Origin of the sequence: Pedobacter sp. CG_S7 (assembly GCF_040544395.1) — a bacterium.
GTDB lineage: Bacteria > Bacteroidota > Bacteroidia > Sphingobacteriales > Sphingobacteriaceae > Pedobacter.
Genome location: NZ_JBEONS010000003.1, coordinates 108,491 through 124,401, shown reverse-complemented (window position 1 = coordinate 124,401; position 15,911 = coordinate 108,491). Strand labels below are relative to the sequence as shown.

The window sequence follows — 15,911 nt, the reverse complement described above, 5'->3', positions numbered from 1 at the left end:
TTTGTTGCTAGCGTATTCTTTTTATCGTTGTCAATGCTGAAATCTGGCCGCCAACCATTCCAGTAATTAAATTAATTCCAGGTTTTTTTCCCACCTCAAAACTACCAAATTGAGCGTCAATTCCTAAAAATTCAGCACCATTTAATGTCCCCCAACGCAACAAATCCTCAAATTCAAGGACCGTAGATTTTTCCGCTGCCCACTCCTGTAGGGTTTTCATTTCCGCTAAAATATTCAGCTGTTTATTGCTTGCCAGACTATCTGTACCTAAAGTAATTTTCAATCCTGCCTGCTGCAACATTTTCACTTGCGGCAGCCGGTTCTCAATATACAAGTTTGCATTGGGGCATAGACACCAGAATAAATTTTCATGAAGCGATTGTGCAAATGTAACATCCGCTTCGTTGGTATAGGTATTGTGCACCAATAAAGTTTTCCCTGCAGGCAATTCCGGCAATACACTTTGAAGGGAACTTTTCCCCGATGCGTCAAAGAAACTGATATCTAAACCTAAAAACTCATATAACTTGACAAAAGCTCCCTTCTTTTCTTCAAAAAGGAGATTTTCATCCACAGTTTCCTGGTTATGCATGCTGATCAGGTTTTCCGTTGTAGCACTATAACGGCGGATTTCTGCAAATAATTCCTTCGACACCGAATAAGGGGCATGTGGATTAACCGTAGCTGTTAATGGCGAAAAAGCTGCCCTCAAGCTTTTTGATTTTTCCATGATGGCTACAGCCTTTTGCGGATCGAAGCCAAGGGTTTCTACAAAAGTGTGGTAATAAAGCTCACTAGACAGCTTCACCCCTCTAGAGATCAATAAGTTAGAAATATCACCAACCGCCACTATTCCATTTTTGTACATTTCTACATCTGCAGCATACATTGCCTCTAGCACCCTGTTTTCTTCGGTGCCCCGATGCTTGATCACTTGCCTAACAAAATCCTGCAGCCCCGTATGTTCCGGTATTTTCTCAAAAAGGTGAGAAAGTTCCAGGTGACAATGCGTATTGATCAAGCCAGGTATCAGCACACCATCCTCAAAAAAGATGGGTATAATCCCCTGCACTTTTGCTTCCTCGGCCGACAATACAGAAATAACCGTACCATCCGCTTCCAGTACAAGCACGCCCTTTTTTAATGGAGCAGTAGAAACAGGGTATACAATTGATGCAGAAAGGTATTGAAGCATAGGGGCAAAAGTACCTTTTTTATGGACAAGTTGCGGCCTATACTGGCTTCCGGAAAATTCCTTAATAAATATTTTGACAGTTTAGGGTTTAAATTGCTTTTCTTTGCAAAAAGAAATACAATTTAAACTTTTCCCATGTCTGATACCAATACAAGATTAAACAAATATATTAGCGAAAGCGGTTTGTGCTCCAGAAGAGCGGCAGACAGATATATCGAGCAGGGCAATGTATTCATTAATGGTAGAAAGGCCAAGGTTGGCGATAAAATTATTTTTGGAGATGTTGTTGTCGTAAATGGCCAAACCATTGAACCAAAAGAAGCAGAAAACTCCATCCTATTGGCTTTCAATAAGCCTACAGGAATCACCAGCACCACAGAAGCCGATGTAAAAAGCAATATCGTTGACTATGTAAACTATAGTGAGCGTGTTTTCCCCATTGGCCGTTTAGATAAAGATTCTCAGGGATTAATCTTCCTGACCAATAACGGAGACCTTGTAAATAAAATCTTAAGAGCAGGGAATAGCCACGAAAAAGAATACATTGTAACCGTAAATAAGCCAATCACTGAAGGCTTTATTGAAGGCATGGCAAAGGGCGTACCCGTTTTGGGTGTGATGACCAAGAAATGCAAAGTTGTTAAAGAAACCCCTTTGATCTTTAAGATCACCTTGATTCAAGGGTTGAACAGACAAATCAGGCGGATGTGCGAGTATTTCGGTTATGAAATCACGAAGCTGGAACGTACCAGAATCATGAACATCAACTTAAAAGGCTTGCCACTGGGCGAATGGAGAGCATTAACACCCGAAGAAATGGATGGCATCAACAAGCTTGTTGCTAAATCCAGTTCAGAAAAAAGTGTTGAACCCCGCAGAGTCGTAAAGAAAGCGAAGTTTGTTAAAGAAGAGCCCGAAGCACTCATCACTAAAGAAGGGAGAGACAGAAGGGCATTCTCTAAACCAGGCAAATTAGGCGCTAAAGGTGCAGGAGCAAAAACCAGAGGCGCAGCCGCAGGAAAAGGCAGATCTGCAAAACCAGCAGGCGGCGAAAGACCCGGTGCAGGCGGCAGGAGCTCCAGTGCCACAACCAATGATTGGCACAAAACCAATGGACCGGCTAAAAGACCAGTCAGACCATCCAGAGGAAAACCAGGGGCCCCCGGTAAAAGCAAGTAAAGGTTAATCGCAATACTTCATTAATATTAGGTAGCTTTGCAGCCAAATGGCTACTATTAAAAAAACAGACATCCGTGCGCTGGATTTAGCACAATTACAGCAACACTTCAATTCCATTAATGAACCTACTTACCGGGCTAAGCAGGTTTATCAATGGCTTTGGGAAAAATCTGCCCGTACTTTTGCCGAGATGAGTAACCTCAGTAAAGACCTTAGAAATAAGCTTGATGAGCATTTTGCCATCAATGTGGTTGAAGTAAACAATTCCCAATTCAGTAACGACCACACCATCAAAAACACCTTCAGGTTATATGATGGTAATATCGTGGAGGGCGTATTAATTCCAATGGAAGAGCGGATGACAGCCTGTGTCAGTTCACAGGTTGGCTGCAGTTTAACCTGTAAGTTTTGCGCAACGGGCTACATGGACCGCAAGCGGAACCTGAATGCGGATGAAATCTACGACCAGGTTGTTTTAATTGACCAGCAGGCTAAGAAAAATTACAATGTACCCTTAACTAATATCGTCTATATGGGCATGGGCGAGCCTTTGCTCAACTATGCCAATGTAATGAAATCCATTGAGCGCATTACTGCCCCTGATGGGTTAAATATGGCCTCGAAGCGCATTACCGTATCAACGGCGGGAATAGCTAAAATGATCAAGAAATTGGGCGATGACGGCGTTAAGTTCAACCTCGCTTTGTCACTTCATGCAGCAGACGATACCAAGCGTAATGAAATTATGCCCATTACGGAACACAACACCTTAAAAGCATTAGCAGAGGCCTTAAAATATTACTACTCCAAAACAAAAAATCCGGTAACTTATGAATACATCGTGTTCAACAATTTCAATGATGAAATTGAAGACGCCAAAGACCTCGCTAAGTTCTGCAAGCATGTCCCATGTAAAGTTAACCTGATCGAATACAATCCAATTCAGTTTGCAGACTTCATCAATGCAGCAGGCGATAAAATAGATGCCTTTTCCAATTACCTGAAAAGCCAGGGCATCAATACCAATATCAGAAGAAGCAGAGGAAAAGACATCGATGCCGCTTGTGGTCAACTGGCTGTAAAAGAAACCACCGCCTAAAAGATTATCGTTATATTGGAGCTATGCTCCTCAACTTTCAAAGCCTCCTCCAAGACTTCACATCGCTGCTTTACCCGCAGCTCTGCCCTGCTTGCGGAACGTCGTTAAAAAAAACTGAAAAAGAAATCTGTCTGCAATGCGAATTTCAATTGCCCTATACTGATTTCCACCGCTATAAAGACAATCCCTTAGCTAAACAATTCTGGGGCAGGGTACCCTTACATTCGGCCATGGCATTGCTTTATTTCACAAAAGAAAGCAGAACACAAAACCTGATGCATCAGTTAAAATATAAGAATCAACCTGAAATAGGCTTCTACCTAGGCCAAATGATTGGAGAACGCTTATTAACGGGCCATACCCCATTAACCATCGACTACATCATTCCTGTACCCCTCCATCAAAAGCGGCAAAGGGCAAGGGGTTATAACCAAAGCGAATACATTGCCAACGGCATTGGAGCCGTTCTGAAAGCACCCGTATTAACAAAAGTGCTGATCAAACACAAGGAAACAAAAAGTCAGACTAAAAATGAAAGATTTAAGCGGTTTGAAAACCTGGAGCAAGTATTTAAGGTTTTACAACCCACTTTAATTACAGCTAAACATATTTTGCTGGTCGATGACATCATCACTACCGGTGCAACGCTAGAAGCCTGCGCCACTACCCTTAATCAGCACAAACCCGCAAAGATAAGCCTCGCTGCTGCAGCATTCACAAAATAACGCGCATCCTGGAGACAACGTTACGAGTAATCGATTTTTGATAATTCATGTTTTATTTATCAAACTAAAATGTATATTAGCTGTTGTAATTATACAATACTATCAGGAGCAAAGAGTCAATATGTCAAATAACATATTTTTTTATAACCCATAAAAAGGTAAATAAAAATCTCTAATTTTGCGCTCCCTTAAAAAAGGGATAAAATGAGTAAAGACAGCATTATAAATAATTTATTTAGAGTTGCCTCTAACATGTTTACTCAATTCAACACTGAGGAACCACTGATTAGTGAGAAAACAAAGGTGATTTTGAAAACCACGGAAGGCCGAAAGGAACTTTATAAAAAAATCATTAGCAACCCTATTCCTTTTTAGAAAATGCTACTACCGCGGTGAATTCACGAAACAATTTCATCAATCAAACGAATTAGATAAACTGCTATGGAACGTGTTTTTCAGTGGATTATCCATAGGAATCACCTTCTTATCCATTTATTTTTTCAAAAGTGTCTCTAAATTTGAGCTCTTGAATTCGTTGAGCTATGATACAATTCAAGAAATTGCAACTCCTATTTCAAAAAACGAAGTTCCAGAAAAGGATTTGATCTACAAAACTTATAAGGATTTACTGATTATAATTGCTTTGATTTATTCTTTCTCATGTTTTTTTGGCCTAATACTGCATTGGTTGGTTAGGTCTCTCAAATTAGATGTTTATTCCCCTCTTTTAAGATTTAAGAATTACTGGCATTATTATATTCATGGTGGAAAAATCCTTTATAGCAACTCTACCAATAAAACACCTGCATTCACAGTCGCTGACATACTCTGTGAAATAGCTGGCGAAACTAAACTATATAAAGGGATCATTTCCCAATACACCATAAACAAAGATGATAATAACTTAGAAAATATTTTTTTGACCGATGCTCGAACACTGAAGCAAGAAAAAGACGAGAATGGTAAAACAATTAAAGTAACCATGAAGGAAATACCAGGTGCAGCTTTCTGTATTCCCTATAAAATGGTTGCAAATATGAATCTTGTATACGTGTATCAAGATGACAAAAAGAGGTATTTACAAAATGTTTTAGTACCTGTACTCAATATTATTTTTTTTCTTAGTTTAACGTTTATAATAGCCTCTGTATTAACTTCTATTATATGGATTTTATACTTTATGGCTATTGTCAATTTATGGATTGCAATCTCTGCTGTAGTGCTTGCGCTGTTTTTCGCAAGTATCGTTCCATCAAAAGCTAATCCTGAAAATACTAATTCTGATAATCCTGACTAGGATACAAAATTGATATCGTCATTATAACATTCAATAACCACCTCATATTCAATACTATAATACAAACAAATTATTTATTGTTAAAATAATGTTAAATAATAGTTGTGGTTTCAAATAATTTGCGTTTCTTTGTGGTGAGAGCGTTAATTTAAGGGTCGACATATTTTAGGATATGTTGGCCCTTTCTTCTTTTCAGGAAGTTTTGCTATTCTATTTCCGCTCCCAAATTCAACGTTTTAATGGAAGATAGGCGCTCGCTTACACCGTTAGGAACTCTAGTATTAAACGTTTAAAATCAGGAGGATTCAGGGGCTTCAGTAAGTGGCCATTCATGCCACTTTCCTTAAATTTGACCGCTTCATCATCCAGGGAAGAAGCCGTTAAAGCAATAATAGGTAAGGTTTTAAAATAGTCACCTTCCAGTTTACGGATAATGCTGGTTGCTTCAAAGCCATCCATGTCAGGCATTTTCACATCCATAAAAACGAGGTCGAATAAACCATTTTTCACTTTCGCTATAGCCTCCGTACCGGAGTAGGCCACTTCAGTCAACAAGCCCCATTTGTTCAATATGCGTTTCGCAATCAAAACATTGATCTCGTTATCGTCAACCACAAGGATCCTTTTATGATGGAAGACCTCCGGAATCTCTTCAGCAGCAGCATTAGCATCGATACTGACAGGAATTTTATCAAAAGCAATATGGAAGGAAAAAGCTGAACCTTTCCCTTCGCTACTTTCCACTACAATTTCCGAACCGTATAATTGCAGCAGTTTTTTGGTAATGGCCAGTCCCAATCCAGTACCGCCATATTTTCTGGAGATATCAGACTTGGCCTGCGTAAAGGATTCAAAAATATATTGTTGCTTATCAGCAGGAATCCCGATGCCACTATCTTTTATTTCAAAAAACAGCACCACGTTTTGTTCCCTTTCCACATCGAGGGTCACAAAAAGCTCAATAAGCCCATTTTGGGTAAATTTAATCGCATTGCCCAATAAATTCATTAAGATTTGGTACAAGCGCGTTTTGTCGCCGAGCAGTCGTTCCGGAATCCCCTCACCAAAGCTCAGTTTCAAAGTATTTTGTTTTTTGGACACATTCACCTGCAGGGAGTTCAAAATGTCGTTCACCAGCATGCGCAGGCTAAAAGGAATAGCTTCCAGCTGCAGGTTACCCGTTTCCATTTTAGTAAAATCCAGAATATCATTCACAATATTCAACAGGTTATCCCCAGAGAATTTTAAAATATGGAGGTCATCCATTTGCGAAGGCTTCGGATCATTCTCCAGCAAGAGGTGGGTCATCCCCAAAATAGCATTCAGCGGCGTCCTTATTTCATGGCTCATCACCGAGAGAAACATTTCCTTAGCCTCACTCAATTGTAAAGCCTGTTCTTTCGCTTCCAGCATCTCCTGTTCGGCTAATTTCTTATCGGTAATATCGATAATAATTTCAACCTCGGCACTCACTTTCCCTGCTTCATCAAAAACAATGGTGTTGTAAACAGACACCCAAATTGGTTTTTTATCTTTTCTATAAGCCAAAATATCCAGCGTAAAACTCTGGTTTTGTCTGTTCAGTTCACGGGCATGTTCAATTAAAGAAACATCTGTTTTCGGACCCGAGATCAGGTCACCCAATCGTCTGCCTTTCAAATCCTCCAGCGTAAATCCAGTAATTTTTTCAAAAGCAGCATTCACCCATGTCACATGGTTATTGGCATCATTGATCACGATGGCATTGTTCACCTTACTGGCCACAAAAGAAAGTTTCAGGAGTTCGGTTTCAACTCTTTTACTTTCTGTAATATCGCGGCCATAAGTATACCAACGTTCATTCTTGATCACCATGCTCCAGCTAATCAGGCGGATGATGCCACTTTTACCGATCACTCTAAAATCAAGCTGAAAGTTTTTCTTTTGGTGCTTTAACCCATCTTGAAGAAAATTAACGACCATTTCCAGGTCGTCTTTATGACAAACCTCCCAGATCTTCATTCCTAAAGCTTCAGATACGCTATAGCCCAATAATTGAAATACCGCATCATTGATAAAGAGCACCTTTCCACTATAATCCAGAATGCAATGAATTTCAGAAGAAATGGCAGACAGGGAGCGTAATTCTTCAAACTGCTCCATCTGCAGGTGCAACTCCCTTTCATTTTTTTTTAAGGCTAAATGGGTAATCACTTCCTCAGCTAAGGTTAGAATAGCTTCTTTTTGCTCCGCATTTAAATATTGAGGCTGGTCGCCCGAAACACAAATAGCACCCACCTTATTTCCCTGTTTATCAAGCAATGGCGCCCCGGCATAAAAACGTATAAACGGCTTGCCTAAAACATTAAGATGCTGTTTAAAAAGATCATCCTGTAAAGTATCAGCAATTTGAAAAAAACCATCCTGATTGAAGACCGCTTCCGAAAAAGAATAATCACGCAAATCTTCACTGCTGTTTCCACCAATTCCAAAAGAGGCTTTCAGCCTCATTTGTCCTTCTTCTTTCAAAACCAGGATGGCTCTGGGTACCATACAAATCAAGGCTGCCAGTTTGCATAAATTATCAAACTTATCAACCAGTTCCTTTTTATCTGACATGTAACAATTTAAACAAGAATTATATTTAAGTGCTGCAAGGTAACATTATTTATACAAAGGAAATTGTTTTGCCAAAACTAATACTTGAGATTTAACATTTAACAGGTTAATCTCCTCGTCAGGGTTAGTTAATACCGCATCTATTAAGGCAACAATTTGTTCCATTTCGCCTTCTTTAAAACCTCTGCTTGTAATAGCAGCAGTACCCACACGAATACCAGAGGTTACAAAAGGAGATTTATCATCAAAGGGAACCATATTTTTATTAACGGTGATATCGGCTTTACCTAAAGCATTTTCAGCAGCTTTACCTGTAATATTTTTATTGCGCAGGTCTATCAGCATCATGTGGTTGTCGGTACCGCCAGAAATAATGCCATAACCCTTAGCCATAAAGGCAGCAGCCATAGCACTGGCATTCACTTTAACCTGTTTAATATAAGTTAAATAATCATCACTCAGGGCTTCACCAAAAGCAATTGCTTTAGCAGCAATAATATGTTCTAAAGGGCCACCCTGCGTACCTGGAAAAACGGCCATATCCAAAACAGACGACATCATTCTTAGCTCACCTTTAGGCGTTTTTTGTCCAAATGGATTCTCAAAATCTTTACCCATCATGATCATTCCACCACGCGGTCCACGTAAAGTTTTATGCGTAGTAGTGGTTACAATATGGCAATAAGGAAGCGGGTCGTTTAACAAACCACGGGCAATCATTCCTGCGGGATGAGAAATATCCGCCAATACCAAAGCACCAATCTGGTCAGCAACACGGCGGATAAAGGCATAATCCCATTCTCTGGAATAAGCCGAAGCGCCACAGATAATCAGTTTCGGACGTTCCGCTAAAGCGATTTCTTCCAATTTAGCATAATCAATTAAGCCGTCTTCTTTTTTAACCCCATAAAAAAAAGGTTGGTAGAGTTTACCAGAAAAATTAACCGGAGAGCCATGCGTTAAGTGACCGCCATGTGCCAAATCAAAACCTAAAATCTTATCACCGGCCTGCAAAACACCAAGCAGCACCGCTGCATTAGCCTGCGCACCAGAATGAGGCTGTACATTTACCCAAGCAGCACCAAAAAGCTTCTTTGCACGTTCAATTGCTATATTTTCGACCTCATCAACCACTTCACAACCGCCATAATAACGCTTGCCCGGTAGTCCTTCAGCATATTTATTTGTTAACACAGAGCCTGCAGCTTCCATTACTTGTTTACTCACAAAGTTTTCAGAGGCAATCAGTTCAAGGCCATTTTCCTGGCGATCCAATTCTCTGCCAATTAAATCAAAAATTAAGGTATCACGTTTCATTTTATATAGTATGTATTAAATTCATGCGCGGTAAAAATAAGGTAAAAAATTGTTTACGACAATCTAATTCCATGAATGTTACAGCAAAAGTCAAAATATGCCAATAATATTAAACAAAATCCCTTACTTTGTAAATTCGAAATAAACCCATATGGAAGATATTAAGCGTCCATTATTACCCAGCATCAATTACCCTATTGATTTAAAGGCATATAAGGAAGAAGATTTAGAGCAAATTTGTCAGGAACTTCGCCAGTATATTATTGATGTAGTAAGTGTCAATGGCGGTCATTTTGGAGCAAGCCTTGGTGTAGTAGAGCTCACTGTTGCCTTACACTACGCCCTCAACACCCCTTACGATAAATTAGTATGGGATGTGGGTCATCAAGCCTACGGACATAAAATACTGACCGGCAGAAAAGCTGTTTTCCACACCAACCGCCTTTTACATGGCATCAGTGGATTCCCGAAAATCACCGAAAGTGAATACGATACCTTTGGCGTAGGCCATTCTTCCACTTCCATTTCTGCAGCATTAGGCATGGCCGTTGCTTCCCAATACAAAGGAGAAACCGACCGCCAGCATGTAGCGGTAATCGGTGATGGAGCCATGACAGCGGGTTTAGCCTTTGAAGGATTAAACCACGCCGGAATAGAAAACTCTAACCTTTTGGTTATATTGAACGACAATTGTATGTCTATAGACCCTAATGTTGGGGCTTTAAAAGAATATTTAACCAACATTACGACCTCAAAATCTTATAACCGTTTCCGGGATGATGTTTCCAATGCGCTGATTAAACTGTCGGAGCTAGGGCCTAATGCCCATAGTTTTATAAAGAAAATTGAGAAAAGCATTAAAGGCACTTTGCTCAAACAGAGCAATTTATTCGAGGCACTCAATTTCAGGTATTTTGGTCCGGTAGATGGTCATGACGTTAAAAAGCTGGCCTCCATTATCAAGGATCTTTCTGCCATCCCCGGCCCTAAACTTTTACACTGCGTTACGGTAAAAGGTAAAGGCTTTTCCCTTGCAGAGAAAGACCAGACCAAATGGCATGCACCAGGTCTGTTTGATAAAATCACCGGCGAAATCAAAAAAACAACCAGCGATAAACCGCAGCCACCAAAATACCAGGATGTTTTCGGTCATACGCTGGTAGAGCTTGCAGAAGCGAATAAAAACATTGTAGGCATTACTCCAGCTATGCCTTCAGGCTCTTCGATGAACATCATGATGAAAGCCATGCCAAAACGTGCTTTCGATGTGGGCATTGCAGAGCAACATGCGGTTACCTTTTCCGCCGGACTAGCCTCACAGGGTTTAGTTCCATTTTGCAATATTTATTCCAGCTTTATGCAAAGGGCATTTGACCAGGTGATACATGATGTGGCCATACAAAACCTGAATGTGGTATTCTGTTTAGACAGGGGCGGTATTGCCGGAGCCGATGGCGCTACCCATCATGGCGCTTACGACCTGGCTTTTATGCGCTGTATTCCAAACATGACGGTTTCAGCACCAATGAATGAAGAAGAACTGCGCAACCTGATGTATACGGCACAATTAGAAAACAGGGGACCGTTCTCTATCCGTTACCCGAGGGGCAATGGGGTAATGCCAGATTGGCGACGCCCTTTAAAAGCACTGGAAATAGGTAAAGGCCGAAAAATATGTGACGGAGAAGATGTCGCCCTAATTACTATTGGCCATGTCGGTAATTTTGCCGTGGCAGCATGTAAAGAGCTTAACAGCGAAGGCATACATCCGGCACATTATGATCTTCGTTTTGTAAAACCGATAGATGAGGCCATGTTGCATGAAGTATTCAAGCGTTATAAAAATGTGATTACCGTTGAAGATGGCTGCCTGCCGGGAGGAATGGGCTCTGCAGTTCTGGAATTTATGGGCGACAACAATTATAGCTCAAATGTACTGCGCTTAGGCATCCCTGATGAGGTGGTGGAGCATGGTGAACAAGCAGAACTTTGGGCAATTTGTGGTTACGACACCGCAGCAATTAGTGCAGCTGTTAAAACTGTGGCTGTGCGCAGAACCACTTCCACCATCGCATCATAAGGTAAAAATTAAAAAAACACGCTGCAATTCGCCACAAGCTGTGGAGTTTCTCTACAGCCTTAAAACACCAAATCTTTAAAATAGCGCTTTAAACACCTTTAAAGCACTATGCCAAAGGTGGCACCATAATGTATTACTACTTATTAGAATTAACATAAATAATTAATTAAATAAATAGTTTTATGAAAAAGATCATTTTATCAGCAGCATTTTTAGCTTTCGCAGGAATAGCCACCGTACAGGCAAACGAAATCAAAACTCCGGTAACGATTACTGCTCAACAAGACAGTACAACTAAAACTCCAGTTAAATTAGAAGAACTGCCAGATGCAGTTAAAGCAACATTACAATCTGATCCATACAAAGAATGGGTACCAACTACAGCATTTTTAGTCGTAGCTGCAGACAAAACCGAATGGTTCCAGGTAGACGTTAAAAAAGGTGAAGAAACTGCTTCCTTAAACGTTGGAAAAGACGGCGTTGTAAAACAATAAGCTCTCCACACAATAAATTAATAAAATACAAAAGCCGGATATCGTTCCGGCTTTTGTATTTTTGTGGTATACGTAAAAATACCTATGGCAAAAATACTGATCATTGAAGATGATTTAACATTCTCTCAGTTATTAGAAGGTTTTCTTCAAAAGCATAAACATATTCCAACTGCGGTTCATGATGTTAAAAAGAGCATCAAGTTATTAGCGCAGGAGGAGTTTGATTTATTACTGGTAGATTACCGCTTACCAGATGGCACTGGATTAGATGTGTTAACACATGTACGGGAAAAAGGTTCTATGGTACCCCTCATCATCATGACGAGTTTCAACGATGTCCGTACCGCAGTAAGATCAATCCGCATGGGCGCTTTTGATTACATCACCAAACCTGTTAACCCGGAGGAATTGCTGATGCTGATGCAAAATGCACTCCACCATACAGAAAATGCCGCTCCACAACAAACAGAGGAGCATGCCGACACGATCAAAGGAAAAAGTGCTACTGCAGATAAATTATATGAGCACATCAACCTGGTAGCCCCCACAGACATGTCCGTGGTTATTCAAGGCGAGAGTGGCACCGGAAAAGAGTACGCTGCCCGGGCATTACACCTCCAAAGCAAAAGAAAAGACAAGCCCTTTATAGCGATAGATTGCGGCGCTTTATCAAAAGAGTTGGCTGCGAGCGAACTCTTCGGTCATGCCAAAGGAGCCTTCACCGGTGCCCTCACCGATAAAAAAGGCCAGTTTGAAGTCGCCAATGGTGGCACTCTTTTTTTAGATGAAATTGGCAACCTCAGTTACGAGGTGCAGGTAAAACTCCTGCGTGCCTTACAGGAAAGAGTCATACAGCCTTTGGGCAGCACAAAAAACATCCCTGTAGATGTAAGAATTATTGCCGCCACAAATGACGACCTGCTGCAGAGTGTCAGTAATGGCATTTTCAGGGAAGATCTTTACCACCGCATCAATGAATTCAAAATACAACTTCCCGCGCTGCGCGAACGGGGCAAAGACATCGAGTTGTTTATCACCCATTTTGTTGAAAGCTCCAATGCGCAACTCGACAGAAATGTGCAGCACATTTCCCCAGCAGCAAAAAACCTCCTTGTTAAATACGATTGGCCTGGAAACCTGCGCGAACTCCGCAATGTGATCAAAAGGATGGTATTATTGAGCCCTGGTGATACGGCTGAAATCACTTCACTGCCAGATGAAATGATTCTGGCCGTTAGTCAAAACCAAAGGCCACAAACATCAGACCTAAAAGCAATTAATGAAATCAACGAGAAAGCCTTAATTATGGAAACATTGATCAAAGTAAAATACAATAAATCCAGGGCGGCCAAGTTACTGAACATCGACCGTAAAACATTGTATAGCAAAATGGAGCGATACGAGATTGATTAGTATAACTGAAGACCGTTACAACATTGCTGTTGAAACAACGCCAATCAACCCTTTCAACTTCCCACAAAGCTGAAGAATTTTTTCCTTTTGTTCCGTGTCTAAAGTCATTTCCGAGGTTATCGTTTCATTTACCTTGATCTCCATCAGCCTGAATTGCATCCCTAAATCTTTGCTTCCCATTTGAGCCAGGCGACCGGCCAATCGGTGCAGCAATAAAGAAAGCAGGTCCAGATTTTCTGCGTGCAAGCTTTGTAATATTTCTTTCCGGTCATTTTGGCAATCCATAGAAAACCTATTCAAGATCTTGTTCAACTGCTCCTGATCACCGAAAGTCATTTTCTCTAAATAGGAAGGATCAAATTCAACAGCATCCGCTTCCCGGTTAAAGATCCCCAGCAAATCACTTTCCCGAAAAGGCTTCATCATTAAGCCATCAAAACCACCGGCAAGCAAAGACTCCCTTTCCTCGGGCAGCACCTGAGCGGTCATCGCGAAAATCTTTACCGAATCACCCACCTTCAAGCGCATGGCCTTACACAACTCCAGTCCTGACATTTTCGGCATTCGAATATCCATCAGCAGGAACTGAACAGCAGGATCCCATGGTGCCTCCAGCATGGCCCCAGGCGTTTGGAAACAAGTAAAATTAAATTGGTTTTTTTTAAAAATCAAACTGCAAAGATCCAGTATCAGCTGGTCATCATCAACCACCCACACCGCATTACCATTAGTCAGCAGAGTATTCTTTTTCCTGGATTCCACCAGTACCGGAGCCTCAGCAATTTTAAAAGTTAGGAAAAAAGTAAAACTACTGCCCTGGCCTTTCTTACTTTTTACATAGATTCGTCCCCCTTGGTTTTCCACCAGGGATTTCACAATACTTAAGCCCAGACCGGCACCTGTTTGGTTTAGAATATGCTGTTCAGGGTTATCCGCCTGTTCAAATTCATTAAAAATCCGCTGACTTTCCTCCTCCGACAAGCCGATGCCTGTATCCTTCACTCTAAAAGTAAAATGCACCTGGTCACCCTGTCGTTTAAAGAAAGCATCCAATTCCACTTCACCTTCCATGGTAAACTTAATGGCATTGCTCAACAAGTTAAACAAGATTTGTTTGAGTCTAAAAGGATCACCCATCAGGTAATGGATGCCTTCCAGGTCAAACTTAGTCACCAGCCGCAAGGCTTTTTTCTCTGCCTGAGGTGCCACAATTTTCACCACTTCATTTAACAAATCACGGCTATTAAAAACCTGGTTCACGAAGGTAAACTTACCAGAAATCAATCGGTTATAATCCAATATTTCGTTCACAATCTGCAGCAAATGCTCCGAAGAATGGTAAATGGCATCAATATCTTTAGGGTCCGGACTAGGTTGATTCCTAATAATTTCTGCATAGCCAATGATGGACTGCAGTGGCGTCCTTATTTCATGACTCATGTTAGAGAGAAAGCGTTGTTTAGCCTTACCATGATATTCCGCTTCCTCGGTAGCAGCCTCCAGTTCCTTTCTATATTTATTACTGCGGGTAATGTCCGTTAAAATCAAAAACAAGAGCAGTACCATCAGCAGAAAAAACACCACCATAATGATGGTCATTTGCTTAATGCCGGTGCTCACTACTTTTTTCGCCTGGAAAGTCGTTTGCTCCATTTCCCCAACAGCCTCCAGCTCCACCTTTCTCAGGATATCCAGCATTTGAACAATCAGCAAATTATTTGCCTCTGCCAATACGGCCTCCCTGGCTATAAAAACACGGCTTTTCCTTTGCTGTGCCTTCTCCAGTGCCCTTAAAGTCTTTTCAACCCCCTTCACCATTTTACCTTCGGTAGATAAAGCGATGGTATCTCTTTTAACTTTCTCCTCATTAATGATCCTGATGGCAGCATCCTTATCCTCATCAGTTTTCTTTTTCCCAAAAATCTTATTAAAAAAACTCCTGGGCTCCTTATCAGAAGGAAGAACAGTAGTGGTGGTGGTCCGCTTTTCTGAAGTCACCACGGTACTGTCGGCCTCCAATGTACTTTTGCTCACCATTTCATTGAACTTTTGCAGCTGCGAAGCAAAAGATTGATCGTTCACCAGCTTCTCTCTAATTTTAAGGTAGTCAACAAACTGTTTATCACGAGCAGTGAGCAATTGATGGATAGATTTAATCCTTCGCTGTTGGATGCCATCGCCTACATAAAGCAGGCTCAGCGTGTCGAGCACCTTGCGCAATTGCTTAGATTCCTTAAAGAAAGTATTGTATTTTCCGGAATCGTTAAAAGCAAGTTTTTTTTGGGACTGGTCCAGACCGGATATTTTTCTGGAAAGTTCGTTTACAATCCTTAACCTTTCGTTGGGCGAAGAAAGCTCTTCAACAGTCTCCAGCATTTCTTTAAAGGCAACTTTACTTGTAGCCCAGGCCAAAAACAAGGCAGAACAAGCCAGAAAAAGCGCTAATATCACTTTCCCTTTAGTCGCCCTAATTACCCCCGACTTAGACACCCTTTTCATCCCTTCATTTTATCC

At 41.0% G+C, this 15,911-nt stretch carries 12 protein-coding genes; 8 read left to right on the top strand and 4 right to left on the bottom strand.

Features of this window, described 5'->3' with window-relative positions; all coding sequences use genetic code 11:
- Positions 1-7: 7 nt before the first annotated feature.
- Positions 8-1,195 carry an amidohydrolase family protein gene (locus tag AAKU52_RS03470; protein WP_354330271.1) on the bottom strand — a complete coding sequence of 396 codons (1,188 nt, stop codon included), beginning with the start codon at positions 1,193-1,195 and terminating at the stop codon, positions 8-10.
- A 135-nt stretch (positions 1,196-1,330) separates the two neighbouring features.
- Between AAKU52_RS03470 and rluF the strand changes: the two genes are divergently transcribed.
- The 5 genes from rluF (at position 1,331) to AAKU52_RS03445 (ending at position 5,495) form a co-directional block, all read left to right on the top strand.
- Positions 1,331-2,374, top strand: a complete 1,044-nt coding sequence (gene rluF / locus AAKU52_RS03465) for a 23S rRNA pseudouridine(2604) synthase RluF (RefSeq protein ID WP_354330269.1) — start codon at positions 1,331-1,333, stop codon at positions 2,372-2,374.
- 46 nt (positions 2,375-2,420) lie between these two features.
- A complete protein-coding gene (rlmN, locus tag AAKU52_RS03460; protein ID WP_354330266.1) occupies positions 2,421-3,473 on the top strand; it encodes a dual-specificity RNA methyltransferase RlmN in 1,053 nt (350 codons plus the stop codon).
- 23 nt (positions 3,474-3,496) lie between these two features.
- A complete protein-coding gene (locus AAKU52_RS03455; protein ID WP_354330264.1) occupies positions 3,497-4,198 on the top strand; it encodes a ComF family protein in 702 nt (233 codons plus the stop codon).
- Positions 4,199-4,402: 204 nt separating this feature from the next.
- Positions 4,403-4,573: a hypothetical protein gene (locus tag AAKU52_RS03450; protein ID WP_354330262.1), complete on the top strand. Its 171-nt coding sequence runs from the start codon at positions 4,403-4,405 to the stop codon at positions 4,571-4,573.
- Positions 4,574-4,724: 151 nt separating this feature from the next.
- Positions 4,725-5,495 carry a hypothetical protein gene (locus AAKU52_RS03445; protein WP_354330260.1) on the top strand — a complete coding sequence of 257 codons (771 nt, stop codon included), beginning with the start codon at positions 4,725-4,727 and terminating at the stop codon, positions 5,493-5,495.
- Positions 5,496-5,753: 258 nt separating this feature from the next.
- Here the strand turns inward: AAKU52_RS03445 and AAKU52_RS03440 are convergent, their stop codons facing one another.
- On the bottom strand, positions 5,754-8,093 hold the full coding sequence (locus tag AAKU52_RS03440) for a PAS domain S-box protein (protein ID WP_354330258.1): 2,340 nt from the start codon (positions 8,091-8,093) through the stop codon (positions 5,754-5,756).
- A 45-nt stretch (positions 8,094-8,138) separates the two neighbouring features.
- A complete protein-coding gene (glyA, locus tag AAKU52_RS03435) occupies positions 8,139-9,410 on the bottom strand; it encodes a serine hydroxymethyltransferase (RefSeq protein WP_354330256.1) in 1,272 nt (423 codons plus the stop codon).
- 151 nt (positions 9,411-9,561) lie between these two features.
- Here glyA and dxs point away from each other — a divergent pair, with 151 nt between their 5' ends.
- The 3 genes from dxs to AAKU52_RS03420 all read left to right on the top strand — a co-directional run bounded on the left by dxs (position 9,562) and on the right by AAKU52_RS03420 (position 13,397).
- On the top strand, positions 9,562-11,490 hold the full coding sequence (gene dxs, locus AAKU52_RS03430) for a 1-deoxy-D-xylulose-5-phosphate synthase (protein ID WP_354330254.1): 1,929 nt from the start codon (positions 9,562-9,564) through the stop codon (positions 11,488-11,490).
- A gap of 182 nt (positions 11,491-11,672) precedes the next feature.
- Positions 11,673-11,984: a hypothetical protein gene (locus AAKU52_RS03425; RefSeq protein ID WP_354330252.1), complete on the top strand. Its 312-nt coding sequence runs from the start codon at positions 11,673-11,675 to the stop codon at positions 11,982-11,984.
- Positions 11,985-12,068: 84 nt separating this feature from the next.
- Positions 12,069-13,397, top strand: a complete 1,329-nt coding sequence (locus tag AAKU52_RS03420; protein ID WP_354330250.1) for a sigma-54-dependent transcriptional regulator — start codon at positions 12,069-12,071, stop codon at positions 13,395-13,397.
- A 15-nt stretch (positions 13,398-13,412) separates the two neighbouring features.
- Here the strand turns inward: AAKU52_RS03420 and AAKU52_RS03415 are convergent, their stop codons facing one another.
- Positions 13,413-15,896 carry an ATP-binding response regulator gene (locus AAKU52_RS03415; RefSeq protein ID WP_354330248.1) on the bottom strand — a complete coding sequence of 828 codons (2,484 nt, stop codon included), beginning with the start codon at positions 15,894-15,896 and terminating at the stop codon, positions 13,413-13,415.
- Positions 15,897-15,911 lie beyond the last annotated feature (15 nt).